Source organism: Stenotrophomonas maltophilia group sp. Smal32 (genome assembly GCF_030237085.1).
In the GTDB taxonomy this organism is placed as follows: domain Bacteria; phylum Pseudomonadota; class Gammaproteobacteria; order Xanthomonadales; family Xanthomonadaceae; genus Stenotrophomonas; species Stenotrophomonas maltophilia_Q.
Genome location: NZ_JASJSI010000085.1, coordinates 1 through 18,451 on the forward strand (window position 1 = coordinate 1; position 18,451 = coordinate 18,451).

Genomic DNA, 18,451 nt, shown 5'->3' on the forward strand with positions numbered 1-18,451 from the left:
CAGCCACAGGCCGTCGATCATCGCGGCCAGGCCACGGGCGGCCAGGCGGGCCTGCGGGTGGGGCAGCAGGCGGTTGAACTGGTGGCACAGGTTGGAGAACAGGCGCTGGTCGTTGGCGCGCTGCAGCCGGGCCAGTTCCGGCTGGTGCATGCTGGCGGCCCAGAAGGTGAGCCAGACGCGCATCGCAGTGCCGTTGATCTGGCTGTCGTCGAAGTTGCCGTCGACGATGGCGCGCAGCTGCTCGCGCGGATCGTCGCTTGCGTCGGCGCGGTAGCGGGCGACCGCGTCCTTCAGTTCGCGCAGGATCTGCCGCATTGCAGCATTGAGCAGGCCGTCCTTGTCGCCGAAGTAGTGGGCGACGATGCCGCTGGACAGCCCGGCCTTCTTCGCGATGGTGGCGACGGTCGCATCGGCCATGCCGATCTCGTCGATGGTCTGGAAAGTGGCCCGGATCAGCTGTTCGCGCCGTACCGGTTCCACGCCTTTCTTCGGCATTGTCTCTCCACGGATTGCGACCCGAAGGATCGGGCTGCCCGCCATTATGCTTTTTATTGATTGAACGTTCAATCAATAAACCCTAGGATGCGCTCGCGCCCCACGCCATGGGCCCGGTTTACCGGTCCGGCCCCGCCCATGTGCTCCCTCGGACTTGATGAGACGACCCCATGTCTTCCCTGGCTCATCCCAAGCGTTCGCCCCTGCGCTTGAACCGTTTTGTGTTCTTCAGTTCCTCGGTGTCGATCGGCATCCTCGGGCTGCTCACCGTTCTCTATCCCGAAGGCAGCGAGCACTGGCTGCAATGGGCGCAGGCCGAGGTCTCGGCGGCGTTCGGCTGGTGGTACATGCTGCTGATCGTGCTGTGCCTGGGCTTCGTGCTGTGGCTGGCGTTCTCGCCGTACGGCCGCATCCGCCTGGGCCACAACGAGGAATCACCGGCGTTCGGCTACGTGGCCTGGGTGTCGATGCTGTTCTCGGCCGGCATCGGCATCGCGCTGTTGTACTACGGCGCCTACGAGCCGCTGGACCATTTCCTCAATCCTCCCGGGCAGCCCGGCGGTACCGTGGCCGCCGGCCGCGAGGCGATGGTGCTGACCTTCCTGCATTGGGGCCTGCACGGCTGGGCGCTGTACGCGCTGGTCGGCGTGGCGCTGGGCTACTTCGCCTACCGCCGCGACCTGCCGCTGGCGCTGCGCTCGGCGCTGTACCCGATCTTCGGTGAGCGCATCCACGGCCGCATCGGTGACATGGTGGATGGTTTCGGCATCCTGGCCACGCTGATCTCGATGGTGACCAACCTCGGCATCGGCGCGCTGGTGGTGCAGTCCGGCCTGGTCTACCTGTTCAACATCCCGGATACGCCGCAGGTGCTGGTGGCGATCGTGCTGGTGATGATGGCGGTGGCCACCATCGGCGTGGTCGCGGGCGTGGAGAAGGGCATCGCCTGGCTCTCCAACCTCAACGTGCGCCTGCTGTGCGGCCTGCTGCTGTTCGTTTTGGTCACCGGCCCGACCCTGCACCTGTTCGACGGCCTGATCCAGAACACCGGCGACTACCTGGGCGCGTTCGTGCGCAAGAGCTTCGACATGTACCTCAACGACCCCAAGGGCCGTGAGTGGATGGGCTCGTGGACGCTGTTCTACTGGGCGTGGTGGATTGCCTGGGCACCGTTCGTCGGCCTTTTCGTGGCACGCATCTCGCGTGGCCGCACCATCCGCGAAGTGATCATGGGCGTGTTGCTGATCCCGCTCGGCTTCACCCTGGCCTGGCTGTCGATCTTCGGCAATACCGCCATCGACCTGGTGCTCAACCACGGCCAGGCGATCCTGGGCGACGTCGCCCAGCACGATGCGGCGATGACGCTGTTCAAGCTGCTCGAATACCTGCCCGCCGCGCCCTACATGGCCGGTGCCGCGGTGGTGATCGGTTTCGTGCTGTTCCTGACTCCGGTCGATTCGGGCACGCTGATGATCGCCAACCTGTGCACCCGTCGTGTCGATGACGGCGTGGAGGACGGCCACGACGCGCCGATCTGGCTGCGCGTGTTCTGGGCGGCCGGCATCACCGTGACCAGCGTCGGCCTGCTGCTGGCCGGCAACTTCAGTGCGATGCAGACGGCGGTGGTGCTGTGCGGCCTGCCGTTCTCGTTCACGCTGGCCTTCTACATGTGGGGCCTGCTGAAGGCGCTGCGCACCGATCCGGACGCGCCGCGGCGCTGAGGGGCGGTGCGGGTGGGCATCGGCGCGGGCCGATGCCTGCCACATTTCATTGCATTCCTAGATACGTCGCATGGGGTCGTGATCGACCATGGAGTCTCTTCAAGCGGGAGACCCCGATGAAACGACTTCTCTGTGGCCTGTTGCTGTCCGTTGCGATTCCGCTGCGTGCCGAGCCGATCCCCCCACCGATGCTGCAACTCGATTTCCCGGTGCTGGCGGTGGGGGATATCGGCCAGTTCCGTGTCCAGGTGCCGGCCTATGCCGGCGGGCAGGGGCGCGTGTCCTACGCCGCGCATGCGCTGATGCCGGGCAGTGCCGAGGATCGCGGCTACCGCTTCATTGCGGTGGCCTGCGGCGATGGTGGCTTTACCCCGGTGGTGCACTACGAGGACCGTGGCGTGGTCTGTTCGCGCATCGGCCAGGCGCCGCATCCGGCGTTCGAGATGGTGGTAACCGTGCTCAACACCGGTGCCGCCAATGGCGGGACGGTGATGCCGGAGGGCCTGCGCGGCCTGGTGTATGACGTCGGGCCGAGCGCGGCGCCGTGGCGGATCTACGGCGTCGGGCCGTAGGGGCAGTGCATCTGTAGAGCCGAGCCCATGCTCGGCTGCGGTTGGTGGCAATGCAGCCGAGCATGGCTCGGCTCTACAGGTCAGGCGTTATTTGCTGGCCAGCTGGCGCAGCACGTACTGCAGCAGGCCGCCATGACGGAAGTACTCGACCTCCTTCGGAGTCAGCAGCATCACCGACACTTCGAAGGTCTTCTTCGTGCCGTCGGCCTTGGTCGCAGTGACCGTGGCGCGCTTGCTGGCACCGTCCTGCAGGCCGGTGATGTCGATCACCTCCGAACCGTCCAGGCCCAGGCTCTGTGCGTTTTCGCCGTTGCGGAACTGCAGCGGCAGCACGCCCATGCCGACCAGGTTGGAGCGGTGGATGCGCTCGAAGCTTTCGGCGATGACCGCCTTCACCCCCAGCAGCAGGGTGCCCTTGGCTGCCCAGTCGCGCGACGAGCCGGTGCCGTATTCCTTGCCGGCCAGCACCACCAGCGGCACCTTGTCGGCCTTGTACTTCATGGCCGCATCGTAGATCGCCAGCTTCTCCGGCTGGCCGCCACCGGCCGGGTAGTACAGGGTGTTGCCGCCTTCCTCGCCACCGAACATCAGGTTCTTGATGCGGATGTTGGCGAAGGTACCGCGGACCATCACGTCATCGTTGCCGCGGCGGCTGCCGTAGCTGTTGAAGTCGGCCGGCTGCACGCCGCGTTCCTGCAGGAAGCGGCCTGCGGGCGAATCCTTCTTGATGTTGCCGGCCGGGGAGATGTGGTCGGTGGTGATCGAATCGCCGAACAGGCCCATCACGCGCGCGCCGTGCACGTCGTCGATGCTGCCGGTCTGCATGGTCATGCCATCGAAGTACGGCGGGTTCTTGATGTAGGTGGAGGCATCGCTCCACTCGTACAGATTGCCGTCCGGCGAGGCGATGGTGTTCCAGCGGGTGTCACCCTTGAACACATCGGCGTAGTTCTGCTTGAACATTTCCGGGCCGATGGTGGCGGCGATGACGTCGCCGATTTCCTTGTTGCTCGGCCAGATGTCGCGCAGGAACACCGGCTGGCCATCGCTGCCGGTACCCAGCGGCTGGGTGGTCAGGTCGATGTCGGTGGTGCCGGCAATGGCATAGGCCACCACCAGCGGTGGGCTGGCCAGGTAGTTCATCTTCACTTCGGGATGCACGCGGCCCTCGAAGTTGCGGTTGCCCGACAGCACCGAGGTCACCACCAGGTCGCCGGTGGCGATGCCGGCGCTGACTTCGGTCGGCAGCGGGCCGGAGTTGCCGATGCAGGTGGTGCAGCCGTAACCGACCACGTAGAAGCCGATCTTCTCCAGCTCCTTCAGTACACCGGCCTTTTCCAGGTAGTCGGTGACCACGCGCGAGCCCGGCCCGAGCGAGGTCTTCACCCACGGCTGGCGGTTCAGGCCCTTGGCGGCCGCGTTGCGGGCCAGCAGGCCGGCGCCGATCATCACCGCCGGGTTGGAGGTGTTGGTGCACGAGGTGATGGCAGCGATGACTACCGCACCGTCCTTCAGGCGGACCTTGCGGCCTTCGGTTTCGATGTCGGCGTAGCCCTTGGCCAGCTGCTCGTTGCCGACCGCGGCGCCGCCGCCTTCATTGACGAACGAGGACACATCCTCGCTGCGCTTGTCACGGTTGGCGGTCATGCCGACCAGCGCTTCGCGGTAGTTCTTCTGCACGTCTTCCAGCAGCACGCGGTCCTGCGGGCGCTTGGGGCCGGCCAGCGACGGCTTCACCGTGCCCATGTCCAGTTCCAGCGTGGTGCTGTACTGGGCGTGCGGGCTGCCCGGTTCGTGCCACAGGCCCTGCGCCTTGGCGTAGGCTTCGACCAGGTTGATCTGTTCTTCGCTGCGGCCGGACAGGCGCAGGTAGTTCAGCGATTCGGCGTCGATCGGGAAGATGCCGCAGGTAGCGCCGTATTCCGGGGCCATGTTGCCGATGGTGGCGCGGTCGGCCAGCGGCAGGTGCTGCAGGCCGTCACCGTAGAACTCGACGAACTTGCCGACCACGCCCAGCTTGCGCAGCATCTGGGTGACGGTCAGCACCAGGTCGGTGGCGGTGGCGCCTTCGGGCAGCTTGCCGGTCAGCTTGAAGCCGACCACCTGTGGGATCAGCATCGACGATGGCTGGCCGAGCATGGCCGCCTCCGCCTCGATGCCGCCCACGCCCCAGCCGAGCACGCCGATGCCGTTGATCATGGTGGTGTGGCTGTCGGTACCGAACACGGTATCGGGGTAGGCAACGGCCTTGCCGTCCTTGTCCGCGGTCATCACCACGCGGGCCAGGTTTTCCAGGTTCACCTGGTGGACGATGCCGGTGTTGGGCGGCACCACCTTGAAGTTGTCGAAGGCCTTCTGGCCCCAGCGCAGGAAGCCGTAGCGTTCCTGGTTGCGCTGGAATTCGATCTTGCCGTTGAGGTCCAGCGCGTCGGGCTTGCCGAACACGTCGACCTGCACCGAGTGGTCGATGACCAGCTCGGAGGGAATCTGCGGGTTGATCTGCTCGGGCGAGCCGCCGAGCTTGACCACCGCGTCGCGCATTGCGGCCAGGTCGACCACGCAGGGCACGCCGGTGAAGTCCTGCAGGACCACGCGCGCCGGCATGAAGGCGATCTCGGTGTCCGGTTCGGCGGACGGGTTCCAGCGGGCCACGGCTTCGATGTGGTCCGGGCCGACGGTGGCGCCGCCGTCCTCATGCCGGAGCAGGTTCTCCAGCAGGATCTTCATCGAGTAGGGCAGGTGGGAGATATCGAAGCGCTGGCCCAGCGTGGGCAGGCTGAAGTAGTCGTAGGTCTTGCCGCCGACGTTCAGCTGGCTGCGGGTGGAGAACGAATCGCTCATGCGGGGTAACTCCTTCTTGCGGATGGCTTGCAGTGGCCCGTTCGTTGGTGGGCCTGCTTGCGGTCGCCGCGGGCCTGGTGGCCCCGGAGGTTCCAGTATGAACCCGAAACTGAATGGATTCACCCGGGCCGGGTCCGGCCTGCGGCATCGGTTCCAGACTACAGGGGAAGGTGTATGGCGTATGTCACGTTTGTGGCCGATCCTTTGCGAGGCAAGGGCTGGCGGGTCGCCGGTCCTGTTCAGAGTGGAAGTATGCCCGGGGAAGTATGTATAATTTGTGCATACTCTGGAGGGCCTACCGATGGAAGCCACTGTTGCAGAACGCGGACAGATCACCCTGCCCAAGGCGGTGCGTGATGCCCTCGGCCTGACCAAGGGCACGCTGCTGAAGGTCGAGCTGGACGGCAGCCGCATCATCCTGCGCAAGAGTGTTGACGATGCCATTTCACGGGCGCGCGGCAAGTTCGCGCTGGACGGCTTCGAATCGTCCGACGCAGCGGTACGCGCGGTGCGTGACGAGGAGTAAGCCGTGATGATCGCCGTCGATTCGCCGGTGCTGGTCGAGCTGCTCAGCAATGGTCCGCAGGCCGATGCAGTGGAAGCCATCCTGCGGCAGAGCCTGGTCGGTGGCCGCGTAGTGGTGTGTGGCGCGACCCTGGCCGAAGTCTGCGCATCGCTGCGCGGTGGCGCCGAGGTGCTGGAAGCACTGGAAGAGATGGGTGTGCACTTCAACCCGATGGAAGCCAAGTCGGCCCTGCGCGCCGGCGAGATGCACCGCCGTCATCGCCAGCGCGGCGGCAGCCGCCGCAGCCTGGACGAATTCATGGTCGGCGCCCACGCACTGCTGCAGTGCGATGGCCTGATCACCTGGAACGACACGTTTTACCGCGACTACTTCAAGGGCCTGAAGCTGATCGTGCCGCAAGCCTGAGCCCACCTTGTTATTTCAACCTACGCATTACCCGGGAGTTGTCATGTTGGAAGCCTACCGCCACCACGTCGCCGAGCGCGCTGCGCTTGGCATCCCGCCGCTGCCGCTGAGCGCGCAGCAGACGGCCGATGTCATCGAACTGCTGAAGAACCCGCCGCAGGGCGAGGCCGAGTTCCTGCTCGACCTGCTGACCCACCGCGTGCCGGCCGGCGTCGATGACGCAGCCAAGGTCAAGGCCTCGTACCTGGCCGCGATCGCGCTGGGCAGCGAGCAGAACCCGCTGATCAGCCGCGAGCGCGCCACCGAACTGCTGGGCACCATGCTCGGCGGTTACAACGTGGCCCCGCTGGTGCAGTTGCTGGACGACGCCAGCGTCGGCACCATCGCTGCCAACGGCCTGAAGAAGACCCTGCTGGTGTTCGATGCGTTCCACGATGTGCAGGAAAAGGCCAAGGCCGGCAACGCCAACGCCCAGGCCGTGCTGCAGAGCTGGGCCGATGCCGAGTGGTTCACCAGCAATCCGGAAGTGCCGCAGAGCCTGACCGTCACCGTGTTCAAGGTGCCGGGCGAAACCAACACCGACGACCTGTCGCCGGCACCGGACGCAACCACCCGCCCGGACATCCCGATGCACGCCCTGGCGATGCTGAAGAACAAGCGCGACGACGCGCCGTTCACCCCGGAAGAAGACGGCAAGCGCGGTCCGATCCAGCAGATCCTCGACCTGAAGGACAAGGGTCACCTGGTTGCCTACGTCGGCGACGTGGTCGGCACCGGTTCCTCGCGCAAGTCGGCCACCAACAGCGTGCTGTGGTGGACCGGTGATGACATTCCGTTCATTCCGAACAAGCGCGCCGGTGGCGTCTGCCTGGGTTCGAAGATCGCCCCGATCTTCTACAACACCATGGAAGATGCCGGCGCACTGCCGATCGAGCTGGACGTGTCGAAGATGGAGCACGGCGATGTGGTCGAGCTGCGTCCGTACGAAGGCAAGGCGCTGAAGAACGGTGAAGTGATCGCCGAGTTCCAGGTCAAGTCCGACGTGCTGTTCGACGAAGTGCGCGCCGGTGGCCGCATTCCGCTGATCATCGGCCGTGGCCTGACCGGCAAGGCGCGTGAGGCGCTGGGCCTGGCCCCGACCGACCTGTTCCGCCTGCCGGTGCAGCCGGCCGACAACGGCAAGGGCTTCTCGCTGGCGCAGAAGATGGTCGGCCGCGCCTGTGGCCTGCCGGAAGGCCAGGGCATGCGCCCGGGCACCTACTGCGAACCGAAGATGACTTCGGTCGGCTCGCAGGACACCACCGGCCCGATGACCCGTGACGAGCTGAAGGACCTGGCCTGCCTGGGCTTCTCGGCCGACCTGGTGATGCAGTCGTTCTGCCACACCGCCGCTTACCCGAAGCCGGTGGACGTCAAGACCCACCACACCCTGCCGGAGTTCATCTCCACCCGTGGCGGCGTTTCGCTGCGCCCGGGCGACGGCGTGATCCACAGCTGGCTCAACCGCATGCTGCTGCCGGACACCGTCGGTACTGGTGGTGACTCGCACACCCGTTTCCCGGTGGGCATTTCGTTCCCGGCCGGCTCGGGCCTGGTCGCCTTCGCTGCGGCCACCGGCGTCATGCCGCTGGACATGCCGGAATCGGTGCTGGTGCGCTTCAAGGGCAAGATGCAGCCGGGCGTGACCCTGCGTGACCTGGTCAACGCGATCCCGCTGTACGCGATCAAGTCGGGTCTGCTGACCGTGGCCAAGGCTGGCAAGAAGAACATCTTCTCCGGCCGCATCCTGGAAATCGAAGGCCTGCCGGAGCTGAAGGTCGAGCAGGCGTTCGAGCTGTCCGACGCCTCGGCCGAGCGTTCGGCCGCCGGTTGCTCGGTGCGCCTGAACAAGGAACCGATCATCGAGTACCTGACCAGCAACATCACCCTGCTGAAGTGGATGATTGCCGAGGGTTACCAGGATCCGCGCTCGCTGCAGCGTCGTATCGAGAAGATGGAAGCGTGGCTGGCCAACCCGCAGCTGCTGGAGCCGGATGCCGACGCCGAATACGCTGCCGTCATCGAGATCGACCTGGCCGACATCCACGAGCCGATCGTGGCCTGCCCGAACGACCCGGACGACGTGAAGACCCTGTCCGAAGTCGCCGGCGCCAAGATCGACGAAGTGTTCATCGGTTCGTGCATGACCAACATCGGTCATTTCCGCGCCGCTGCGAAGTTGCTGGAAGGCAAGCGTGACCTGCCGACCCGCCTGTGGGTGGCCCCGCCGACCAAGATGGATGCCTCGGAGCTGACCAAGGAAGGCGTGTACGGCACCTTCGGCGCCACCGGCGCACGCATGGAAATGCCGGGCTGCTCGCTGTGCATGGGCAACCAGGCGCAGATCCGCGAAGGTTCCACCGCGATGTCGACCTCGACCCGCAACTTCCCGAACCGCCTGGGCCGCAACACCAACGTGTACCTGGGTTCGGCCGAACTGGCGGCGATCTGCTCGCGCCTGGGCCGCATCCCGACCAAGGAGGAGTACATGGCGGACATCGGCGTGATCAACGCCAATGGTGCGGAGATCTACCGCTACATGAACTTCGACCAGATCGAGGAATATCAGGACGTGGCCAAGACGGTCGCTGCCTGAGGGTAGTGCCGGCCGCTGGCCGGCAGTGCGTTGAAACGAAGAACCCCCGGTGAAAGCCGGGGGTTTTTTGTGCGTGGAATATGCATGAATGTGCCGGCCGCTGACGGGCAAACAGAAAACACCGCGCATGAGTCGAGATTTTTGCCGCGGTCACAATTTCCGTATAGTATGCATTCACACACGTGAAACGGAATTCTAGAGCACAATGGTCAGACAGTCGCCGCACCAAGAGATTGCAGATCTTGCGCAAAGCTTTGAGCGCATTAGTAATGGTCTTATGACTATGACAAAGCCCCTGTCTAAGTTCGAATACGAGCATGGCGTCTACGGCGTCATTTTTGTAAAGCCCAATAAGCGCCTTTCAAAAATATTCTCTACTGATCGAGAAGTAATTGTCATAGTGACAAATTTTCAAGATCAACAGCAGCGTACTATTCAGGCCCTCAAGGCCCAGTTGCTCGAGTCGCAGGGGCGCCTCGAGGGATCGCTTGCAATAGTGGTCCATGCCGATCCCGATGGGAACAGAAAGCTTAAGAATTGGGGTCGAGAACAGGGGCTGGCTATCCTTCCGCTTTCTTCTCGTGATATTTCGAGTGACTCAGATTCTTTTGAAAGAGATCTGCTTCAGGATTTTTTCTCAAATGACCCTTTCGATGTAACCGGTCCAGTTTCGGACGATGCAAGATTCTTCGGCAGACGCACTGAGGCTCTGGATATTGCCCGCCAGTTGCGCGGTGGGCAGATTCGTTCATCGCTTGGAATTAGAAAGATTGGCAAGACTTCCATTCTAAATCGAATACTTCATGAAGCCAGATCGCACCATGATTGCCTATGCGTGATGGTGGATTGCTCGAAGGATGAAATCTGGAGCCAAGATTCTGGCAGGTTGCTTCACTCAATTGCGGACGCGATAGGATCCGCCACTCGGGATGGCGCGCGCTATGTTGAAGTCGGACGCGTGAAGGGTCGACCCATTCGCCTCAGCGATGCAAGAGGAAAACTTAACGAGGCTATCGATTCATCTAGCGCAACTGTCATTATCTTCTTTGATGAGGTCGATTACATTACTCCTGGAAGTCCGACGGCAAGGGATGCGTGGTCAAAGGAATTTAACCCCTTCTGGAGAAATTTGCGCGCTGTGGTTCAAGAGGGGGCGCGTCGGGATCGAAAGATTTCGCTGTTTGTTTGTGGTGTATCAAGTAAGTGGTTTAAGGTTGAATCTGTAAATGGCGTGGAGAATGCAGTCCTTGCATTTATTCCTGAGGAGTATCTATCTCCCTTGGCCTCTAGTGCTAGCGCTGGAATGATCCGAGCCATCTCGAAAGTGGCTGGACTTTCTTTCGATGAAGCGACAGCTGAATGGATTGGGAATGCTTGCGGGAATATGCCTTACTGGACAAGAAAGGCTTGCTCTTACATTCACCGGCATATTGATATTAGAGATAGGCCTTGCGCAATTCCGCGTGAAACGGCTGAGCGGCTGGTTACAGAATTTGTTGAGGTCGAGGGTGCAGCAATTGCCGAAGTGGCGATAAATCATCTATTTAGGGTGCATCCTGAGGTCTATTCCGCTGCTCGAGAAGTTCTCCAAGGAAGCACTCCCAAAAAGACGGATCCAATGGCTTCGACGCTATTGAGGTATGGGATATTTCAGGAGGTTCGTGGTGAGGTCAGGCTTGCCAGCATTATGATCGAAGAGGGACTTAAGCTCTATGAGCTTAAGAATCAGGGGGGATCTGGTGTCGCTGATATCCTTCCGGTAAGTTCCCAGCCCTTGAGATATAATATTGATGACTGGGCGGATGAGCTGGCGCAGGTAAATGCGAGCAGGAACAAGCTTGAACGAAAGATGCGGGCTTTGACTCTCAATTTCATCAAGTTTTCATACCTCCAGGATAAGTCTAAGGGTGTTCCTTCTGCGCGCATAATTCGCGGCATTGAAAAATCTCGCGTGGAGAAGCTTCAGCACCTGCCGCCGGATGATCTGATTGAGAAGCTGCTTTGGACTGAATTGATCCGTTTGATCGAAAAAGAGTGGTCCCTTTTTTCTCCAATATTTATCGATCTTCGGCAGCTCAAAGATAACTCTGCAGTGGTAAATGACCGACCTGATGCTCATGCGAAAGATGTGGATGGTGCTGATTTAGCCTACTATCGCCGGGCGCTTCGGTGGCTTGAGGATGCTGTTCAACGTGCCAGTTCCTGAATGGATAATGGGTTTTCTTGTTGCTTTAATTGGCGGCGGCCGGCAAGACTAAGTAAGGCCAAGGCGGTTGCTTCCGGCGGCTGGCCGGCAGCCCGTTCAAGCGAAAAATCGCTGATGAGAGCTAGGTTTTTTTTCAGAAGGGCATATACGGGAGTGCCGGCGAGCCGCCGGCACTATCCTGTGAACGGTGGCTTTGCTGCTGGATGATCCAACCCGCGCAGACCTGCAGTCGGCGGCCGCCAATCAGCATAATGCTGCGATCTCCTTATCCGTCCATTTCCAGCGGCGGCAGGTCGTCGCACTTGAGCGGGCGGGAGAGGCCTGGCGGCGCGCGAGATCAAGTTCGATTTAGTAATGGCGATGCAGGTTCGGAAGCGCAGGGTTCGACGGCCCCTTCCAGCTTCAGTTGAAGGCGCCAAAGTCCTCAAGCCCAGCCAACATCAGCGTGACGAAGTTCTCGCCTTGTTGGGCTTTGAAATGAACGAGGCCTCCTCTGGTATCGCAGGCGGCTGTAACAGAAACGCGAGCAGGGAGACGAATGGCGCTCGCGACTACGTCCTTCCTGCCACTTCCAAATCCCAAGATATGAAGCGGCAGTAGAAATAGAGTTTTTGCGCGCTCACGCCGGTGATCAGGCTAGATGTGCCGGTTTGTAGTGGAGGATTCCGCTTAGAGAATTGACGTCGCCGTGGACATTGCGTGGCGGCAGTCGGCTGCGGTAAATCCCCGTTTCTAGTAATCTGTTGAGATCCAGAAGGTGTACGTTTGCAGACATTGCGAACGGGCAAAATTGACTGAGCAGGGAGGAGCGCTTAGTCTAGTTTGGTGGTCCTATCGAAATATCGAGCTTTTTCAGGTGCTCTTTTAGCTCGGCTGGAATTTCATCCGGCTCGATCTGCTCCCATGGTTGTTTCAGCTTTAGATGCGCTATCCGGTCTGTAACGACCTTGTCCCGTTCTGATAGATCGACTAGCGATGCCGACGCGTTGCCTTCACCGGAAAGGAGGTTCCACGGCAACCCAAGATCGGGAAAGGAAAAATTGCTTTCTTCAGCGGGAGAAGACTTCTTTGAAAGTGGAAGGCAGAACTCGAATACGAAGTTCTGAAAGCACAGAATGGCTATTATTCGCGGGCGCGCGTTGCTCTTTTGTTTCCGCTTCCAGATTGAGATAGATGGGTGCGGGAAAGGAATATGTCCGGAGAGCATCGTCACCTTCGATACAAGCGTGCGTGGATGGGGCGGCGCCGATGTCGTAGCGCCTCGAATCCAGTCAATACAACGCAGATGACGCTTCACTTCTTGCTCCGGGAGTACCGAGATTGCCATTTTGGCAAGGCATTTGAAAACGCGGGTAGGTCTGTACGGATTCGTCCTTGTTTGCAGAGTAATAGATTCTGTAGCTGCATTCTCAGAGACAAGCTCAGAGTTGTGATGCTCGATCACTATCAGGCAGTCGTTGACACGCTCAACCCTCTGTCCGTCCTTGGACTTGAATCCTGGGACCCCTTTCTTCCCTTTTATGGCAGTGGTAGTGCGCAGGATGCCAAGAAAGTTCGCAAGGTCGTTCTCAAGATTTCTGTCGAAGTACGCATTGCAGGAATCACATTCGTCCAGCGAATAGAGGTGCTTGTTCCCAATAAGCTCTGGGAGTGCGTGGGCAGCGGATCTGAATGTGACATCGGATCCAGATTTCCTGCAGTATCTGCAAGCGCCTTGCGTGCCTAGTTCGACTCGTTTGTCCGCCTGAAGTGAGACAATTCTCTCGTAATCCCTTATCAAATTGAACAATTCGTGTTCCTTTTCGTAGCGGAGAATTTCCAGGATGAATCCATTCTAGCAACGCGCCAGCGCCAGCAACCGTTCGGCAATCCGCTCCAGCGGCACTTGTTCTTCGGCCGCGCCCAGCTTGAACGCCGAACCCGGCATGCCCCAGACCACGCTGGTGGCTTCGTCCTGCACCAGGGTGGGTGCGCCGGCCTGGCGCATTTCCAGCAGGCCGCGTGCGCCGTCATCGCCCATGCCGGTGAGGATGGCGCCAATGGCATTGCCACCGGCGGCCTGCGCCACCGAACGGAACAGCACGTCCACCGCGGGCTTGTGCCGGTTCACCGCCGGGCCGTCGTCGATGCGGCAGCGCCAGCGGGCACCGTCGCGGATGATCCGCAGGTGCTTGCCCCCCGGTGGCAGGTAGGCGTGGCCGGGCAGCACCGCCTCACCATCGCTGGCCTCGCGCACGGCCATCGCCGAATGGCGGTCCAGGCGTTCGGCGAAGGCACTGCTGAAGCTGGCCGGAAGGTGCTGGGTCATCACCACGGCGGGCGCGTCGGCCGGCATGCCTTCCAGCACCACACGCAGCGCTTCGGTGCCACCGGCCGATGAGCCGATCGCGATCAGCCGATCGGTGGTACGGAACTGCGGCGCGGCAGCACGCATTGCAGGCGCTGCTTCCAGCGTGAGCTTGGGGGCACTGGCACGCACCAGCGGGCGCACCCGCGAGCGCGCGGCCATCTTGACCTTGGCGATGATCTCGTCGGCGTATCCCTGCAGGCCGCGCGCGACGTCCAGCTTGGGCTTGGAGACGAAGTCCACCGCGCCAAGTGCCAGCGCCTGCAGCGTGGTGTCGGCGCCACGCTCGGTCAGCGAGGAGATCATCACCACCGGCAGCGGATGCAGGCGCATCAGGTTTTCCAGAAACGCCAGCCCGTCCATGCGCGGCATTTCCACGTCCAGCGTGATCACATCCGGGGCCAGGCGCTTGATCTTCTCGCGCGCCAGCAGCGGGTCGGCGGCGGTGCCGACCACGTCGATGGACGGATCGCTGGACAGGATTTCCGTGAGCATCTGGCGCACGACGGCGGAGTCGTCGACGATCAGGACCCGGCAGGGGGCGTTGCCGGTCAGGGTCATTCGAACAGCTCCACGCCACCAGTGACCGGGGCCTTGGACAGGCGCGCACGCACCGCCGATTCGGTCGCAGCCACCTCGGCTTCGTGGGCATGCGGCAGGCGCTGTACCACCACGCGGCCGGTATCGGCAAAGAACCAGATCTTGCGCGGATGGATGCCGCACAGGTCCTCGGCGATGATCGGGATGTGCTCGGCCTGCAGGTACTGGCGCACGAACTCGGCGTTGCGGGTGCCGACCGGATTGCTGGTGAAGCCCTTGAGCACGTTGGCGCCGCCGAACACCTTGGCTTCGATGCGCTTGCGGTGCGCGCCGCGCTTGAGCATGTCGTTGATCAGCAGTTCCATCGCGTAGCTGCCGTAGCGCGCGGGCGCGCCGTCGCCGGCATTGCCCTCGGGCAGCAGGAAGTGGTTCATGCCGCCGATCTTCAACACCGGGTCGCGCAGGCAGGCGGCCACGCAGGAACCCAGCGTGGTGGTCAGCGCGGTGGTGTCATCGACCACCAGGTACTGGGTGGGCAGCAGTTTGGCGGCGATGGTCTTGAAGCGCGCGTCCTGGTAGCGCATCACATCGTCGGTACGCAGCGAGGCGTTCATGCGCCGGCCTTTGCCGCGCGGCGGTACAGGGTGCGGCCGCAGGGCTGGATCAGGTCGGCGGCGTGCAGGTAGTTCTCCGAGTGCCCGGTATAGAGCAGGCCATCGTCGGCCAGGTGCTGCACCAGGCGGCCGAGGATGGCGCGCTGGGTCGGCTTGTCGAAATAGATCATCACGTTGCGGCAGAACAGGGCGTCGAACGGGCCGCCGACGTCGTAGCGCGGGGCGAGCAGGTTCAGCGGCCGGAACTCGATCAGCTCGCGCAGCGCCGGCAGCACGCGGCACTGGCCCTCGTTGGGACCGCTGCCGCGCTGGAAGTAGCGGCGGCGCAGGTCCGGGTCGAGGTTGGCGACCCGGTCGATGTTGTAGACGCCGCGGCCGGCGGTGGCCAGCACCTGGGTATCGACGTCGGTGGCCACGATGCGAACCGGTGGCTTCAGCGTGCCAAAGGCCTCACAGGCGGTGATCGCCATCGAGTAGGGCTCTTCACCGGTGGATGCGGCACACGACCACAGCAGCAGTGGCGTGCGGTTCGAGCGTTGCTGCAGCTCTTCGCGCAGCTTGTCGAAGTGGTGCGGCTCACGGAAGAACGAGGTCAGGTTGGTGGTCAGCGCGTTGGTGAACGCCTGCCACTCATCGCCGTCTTCCTGTTCCAGATGGTCCAGGTACTGCTGGAAGCTGCGCATGCCCAGCGTGCGCAGGCGGCGCGACAGGCGGCCATACACCATGTCGCGCTTTGCCGGCGCCAGGGCGATGCCCACGCGCTGATAGATCAGGTCGCAGACGCGGCGGAAATCACGGTCGGCGAACTCGAATTCGCGCGGGCCGGTGACGATGGGAGTGGGACTTTGCACGGGGGACGTGTCCATCGGCGAGGGCGGTGGCCGAAGCCACCGCGGGTGGGTCTCAGAATTCCTGCCAGTCGCTGTCGCTGGCCACGAAGGTACTGGCGTTGCTGCTGCGGCGGACCGGCGCGGGCGTGCTGGTCGGCTGCGGACGGGCCACGGTGGTGACGCGCGCCGGTTCCACGCGTTCCGCCACAGCCTTCACTGCGGCGGAAACCTGGTTGTCGAGGCGGAAGATCGCCACGGCGTCGGCCAGCTGCGCGGCCTGGTCTTCCATCGCACGTGCGGCGGCCGTGGCTTCCTCCACCAGCGCGGCGTTCTGCTGGGTGGTTTCGTCCATCTGCACCACAGTCTGGTTGACCTGCTCGATACCAGCGCTCTGTTCCTGCGACGCGGCGGAGATCTCGGCCATGATGTCGGTGACGCGCTGGACCGAGGCGACGATCTCGCCCATGGTGCTGCCGGCCTGGTGCACAAGGCTGGAGCCCTCGGCGACCTTGCCGACCGAATCGTCGATCAGGCCCTTGATCTCCTTGGCGGCGGCGGCAGAGCGCTGGGCGAGGGTGCGCACCTCGCTGGCAACCACCGCGAAGCCACGGCCCTGTTCACCGGCGCGGGCGGCTTCCACCGCGGCGTTTAACGCCAGGATGTTGGTCTGGAACGCGATGCCGTCGATGACCGAGATGATCTCGGCAATCTTCTTCGACGAGGCTTCGATGGCCGACATGGTGGTGACCACCTGGCCGACCACGTCGCCACCCTGCGAGGCGACACCATGCGCACCGATGGCGAGCTGGTTGGCCTGGCGCGCGTGTTCGGCGTTCTGGCGCACGGTGGAGGTCAGCTCCTCCATCGAGGCAGCGGTTTCTTCCAGGTTGGCGGCCTGCTGCTCGGTGCGGCGCGACAGGTCGCTGTTGCCGGAGGCGATCTCGCCGGCGGCCAGGGTGATGCTGGAGGCGCTGGCCTGGATCTGGCCGACGATCTGGGTCAGCTGCGCAACGGTGGTGTTGGCGTCGTCGCGCATGCGGGCGAACACGCCCTGGTAATCGCCGTGCATGCGCGCGGTCAGGTCACCTTCGGCAATCGCCGACAGCAGCTGCGAGAGCTTGCCGAGGTTGTCATCGCTGACCGCCATCATCGCGTTGAGGTTTTCCAGCATCAGGCGGAAATCGTGATCGAAGCGCTGCGCGTCGCCACGACGGCTGAAGTCGCCGGCAGCGGCGGCACTGGCCAGTTGCTTGATTTCGGCGTTGATGCGGCCGAGGTTGGCCTTGACGGTGTCGACGGTGGTGGTCATCGCCGCCTTTTCGCCGGGGTAGCGGGCGATGTCGCGGCTCAGGTCGCCGACCGCATACTGCTGTACCACGTCCAGCACGTCATGCAGGGTCTGCACGTGGCTGCCGACCAGGGTATTGGTCTCCTGCACCATCAACCCATACTCGCCGGGGAAGACACTGGCGTCGATGCGGTAGCTCAGTTCGCCGGCATCGTGACGGCGGGCCATTTCGCGCTGGCCGCCGATCACCGCGTGCAGCTGCTGCTGCATGCCGGACATGGCCTCCAGCAGGCGGCCGGGTTCGTCATGCGCCTGCGGACCGATGTGGCTGTCCAGCTTGCCATTGGCAATGCCTTCGGCGATGGCGGTGGCCTGCTTCAGTGGGCGCGCGATGCGGTTGCCGATGACCCAGCTCAGGGCGAGGACGATCAACACCAGGACGCCACCGGAGACTGCCATGATGGCGGTGAACACCAGCGCCTGCTGCTGCACGTCGTCCATGTAGACGCCGCTGCTGACCACCCAGTTCCAGGGCGCGAACAGGCCGGCGTAGGCGACCTTCTCGACCTCGCCCTTGCTGCCAGGCTTGGCCCAGCGATAGTTGACGAAGCCGCCGCCGGCCCTGGCCGCTTCGACCTGGTCGTAATAGATGCGCACGCCGTCGTCGGTGCGGAAGTCCTTCATGTCCTTGCCGACCAGGTCCTTCCGGAACGGGTGCATCAGCAGGCGGTAGCCGGTGTCGTAGATGTTGAAGTAGTACGTATCGTTCTCGGCACGCATCGATTCCAGCGCCTGCAGCGCGGCGCCCTTGGCGGCGTCCTCGCTGAGCTCGCCGGTGCCGGCCAGGCGATGGTAGTGCTGCAGGATGCCGTAGCTGAGTTCGACCTGGGTCTTCAGTGCGGTCTTGCGGGTCTCGGTGAGGTCCAGGTACTGCATGCGGGCGGCGATCACCGAGAGCGCGATCACGCCGAGCGCGATGAGCAGCGTCAGCAGGTTGAGCTTGCGCCGGACGGAGAGATTGCTGAAGTAGTGTTGCCAGCGATGCAGGAGATTCATCGAGCAGGACCAGGTCGAAACGGGCGGGCGGCGCCGAGCCGGTCAGCGGCGGGATACGCCGTGACAACCCCGTTATCGGCCGCTGGGGCGGGGGATTGAGGTGTCGTGTCCGAACGTATTCAGGTTTCCGTGCAGCGGCGGCTGCGGCGCTGCCTGCGGCAGGCTTTTGAAGCAACAGCAACAGCAACAGCAACAGCAACAGCAACAGCGGTTGGTCGGCGCTGGATTGTCAGTAAGTGGCTGGGCCGGCAGGACACGCCGTAAACCCCCCTCCGGGGTCCGGCCCAGCCGCTGGCGGCTGTGCGTTCGGGCGCTTGCGAAGCAGTGCTTCGCAAGCAAAGCGCCCTCACCCATGGGGGCTCGATGGCGCCATCC

General features: G+C 63.0%; 14 protein-coding genes and 1 pseudogene. 7 read left to right on the forward strand and 8 right to left on the reverse strand.

From position 1 onward, the window contains the following. Positions 1 to 495: transcriptional regulator BetI (gene betI / locus QRO91_RS17090; RefSeq protein ID WP_285310483.1), on the reverse strand; the 495-nt coding region annotated here is incomplete at its 3' end. A gap of 170 nt (positions 496 to 665) precedes the next feature. Between betI and QRO91_RS17095 the strand changes: the two genes are divergently transcribed. Beyond that, entirely contained in the window at positions 666 to 2,216 is a 1,551-nt protein-coding gene (locus tag QRO91_RS17095) for a BCCT family transporter (protein ID WP_197651123.1), read from the forward strand. Positions 2,217 to 2,332: 116 nt separating this feature from the next. Further along, complete coding sequence (locus QRO91_RS17100) at positions 2,333 to 2,788, forward strand: hypothetical protein (protein ID WP_152906599.1); 456 nt, start codon at positions 2,333 to 2,335, stop codon at positions 2,786 to 2,788. 87 nt (positions 2,789 to 2,875) lie between these two features. Here QRO91_RS17100 and acnA read toward each other — a convergent pair whose 3' ends face one another. After that, on the reverse strand, positions 2,876 to 5,629 hold the full coding sequence (gene acnA / locus QRO91_RS17105; RefSeq protein ID WP_049431171.1) for an aconitate hydratase AcnA: 2,754 nt from the start codon (positions 5,627 to 5,629) through the stop codon (positions 2,876 to 2,878). 301 nt (positions 5,630 to 5,930) lie between these two features. Here acnA and QRO91_RS17110 point away from each other — a divergent pair, with 301 nt between their 5' ends. The 4 genes from QRO91_RS17110 (at position 5,931) to QRO91_RS17125 (ending at position 11,401) form a co-directional block, all read left to right on the forward strand. Next, entirely contained in the window at positions 5,931 to 6,155 is a 225-nt protein-coding gene (locus QRO91_RS17110; RefSeq protein WP_005409505.1) for an AbrB/MazE/SpoVT family DNA-binding domain-containing protein, read from the forward strand. 6 nt (positions 6,156 to 6,161) lie between these two features. After that, positions 6,162 to 6,560, forward strand: coding sequence for a type II toxin-antitoxin system VapC family toxin (locus QRO91_RS17115; protein ID WP_005409506.1), 399 nt, complete (start codon positions 6,162 to 6,164; stop codon positions 6,558 to 6,560). Positions 6,561 to 6,603: 43 nt separating this feature from the next. Beyond that, on the forward strand, positions 6,604 to 9,195 hold the full coding sequence (acnB, locus tag QRO91_RS17120) for a bifunctional aconitate hydratase 2/2-methylisocitrate dehydratase (protein WP_197651125.1): 2,592 nt from the start codon (positions 6,604 to 6,606) through the stop codon (positions 9,193 to 9,195). Positions 9,196 to 9,400: 205 nt separating this feature from the next. Further along, on the forward strand, positions 9,401 to 11,401 hold the full coding sequence (locus QRO91_RS17125) for a hypothetical protein (RefSeq protein WP_197651126.1): 2,001 nt from the start codon (positions 9,401 to 9,403) through the stop codon (positions 11,399 to 11,401). Between the two features lie 817 nt (positions 11,402 to 12,218). Here QRO91_RS17125 and QRO91_RS17130 read toward each other — a convergent pair. The 6 genes and pseudogenes from QRO91_RS17130 to QRO91_RS17150 form a co-directional block, all read right to left on the reverse strand. Further along, positions 12,219 to 12,698 (reverse strand): hypothetical protein, encoded by a 480-nt coding sequence (locus QRO91_RS17130; RefSeq protein ID WP_197651127.1) that lies wholly within the window; start codon positions 12,696 to 12,698, stop codon positions 12,219 to 12,221. Between the two features lie 270 nt (positions 12,699 to 12,968). After that, positions 12,969 to 13,190: pseudogene (locus QRO91_RS22605) on the reverse strand (HNH endonuclease); the annotation flags it as partial. Positions 13,191 to 13,235: 45 nt separating this feature from the next. Beyond that, entirely contained in the window at positions 13,236 to 14,309 is a 1,074-nt protein-coding gene (locus tag QRO91_RS17135) for a chemotaxis response regulator protein-glutamate methylesterase (protein ID WP_197651128.1), read from the reverse strand. Further along, positions 14,306 to 14,902, reverse strand: a complete 597-nt coding sequence (cheD, locus tag QRO91_RS17140) for a chemoreceptor glutamine deamidase CheD (protein WP_008264676.1) — start codon at positions 14,900 to 14,902, stop codon at positions 14,306 to 14,308. Before cheD ends, QRO91_RS17135 begins: the two co-directional genes overlap by 4 nt. Beyond that, positions 14,899 to 15,768, reverse strand: coding sequence for a CheR family methyltransferase (locus QRO91_RS17145; RefSeq protein WP_197651129.1), 870 nt, complete (start codon positions 15,766 to 15,768; stop codon positions 14,899 to 14,901). The genes cheD and QRO91_RS17145 overlap by 4 nt, the downstream gene beginning before the upstream one ends. Positions 15,769 to 15,805: 37 nt before the next feature. Beyond that, positions 15,806 to 18,076 carry a methyl-accepting chemotaxis protein gene (locus tag QRO91_RS17150; protein WP_285310484.1) on the reverse strand — a complete coding sequence of 757 codons (2,271 nt, stop codon included), beginning with the start codon at positions 18,074 to 18,076 and terminating at the stop codon, positions 15,806 to 15,808. A 105-nt stretch (positions 18,077 to 18,181) separates the two neighbouring features. Between QRO91_RS17150 and QRO91_RS17155 the strand changes: the two genes are divergently transcribed. Further along, positions 18,182 to 18,340 (forward strand): hypothetical protein, encoded by a 159-nt coding sequence (locus tag QRO91_RS17155; RefSeq protein WP_285310485.1) that lies wholly within the window; start codon positions 18,182 to 18,184, stop codon positions 18,338 to 18,340. Positions 18,341 to 18,451 lie beyond the last annotated feature (111 nt).

Bases quoted from the DNA above. Each gene is read 5' to 3' on its own strand.
- acnA (WP_049431171.1), bottom strand. From the start codon at position 5,629: ATGAGCGATTCGTTCTCCACCCGCAGCCAGCTGAACGTCGGCGGCAAG.
- QRO91_RS17115 (WP_005409506.1), top strand. From the start codon at position 6,162: ATGATCGCCGTCGATTCGCCGGTGCTGGTCGAGCTGCTCAGCAATGGT.
- QRO91_RS17135 (WP_197651128.1), bottom strand. From the start codon at position 14,309: ATGACCCTGACCGGCAACGCCCCCTGCCGGGTCCTGATCGTCGACGAC.
- QRO91_RS17150 (WP_285310484.1), bottom strand. From the start codon at position 18,076: ATGAATCTCCTGCATCGCTGGCAACACTACTTCAGCAATCTCTCCGTC.
- acnB (WP_197651125.1), top strand. From the start codon at position 6,604: ATGTTGGAAGCCTACCGCCACCACGTCGCCGAGCGCGCTGCGCTTGGC.
- QRO91_RS17100 (WP_152906599.1), top strand. From the start codon at position 2,333: ATGAAACGACTTCTCTGTGGCCTGTTGCTGTCCGTTGCGATTCCGCTG.
- QRO91_RS17145 (WP_197651129.1), bottom strand. From the start codon at position 15,768: ATGGACACGTCCCCCGTGCAAAGTCCCACTCCCATCGTCACCGGCCCG.
- QRO91_RS17110 (WP_005409505.1), top strand. From the start codon at position 5,931: ATGGAAGCCACTGTTGCAGAACGCGGACAGATCACCCTGCCCAAGGCG.
- QRO91_RS17095 (WP_197651123.1), top strand. From the start codon at position 666: ATGTCTTCCCTGGCTCATCCCAAGCGTTCGCCCCTGCGCTTGAACCGT.
- QRO91_RS17125 (WP_197651126.1), top strand. From the start codon at position 9,401: ATGGTCAGACAGTCGCCGCACCAAGAGATTGCAGATCTTGCGCAAAGC.
- cheD (WP_008264676.1), bottom strand. From the start codon at position 14,902: ATGAACGCCTCGCTGCGTACCGACGATGTGATGCGCTACCAGGACGCG.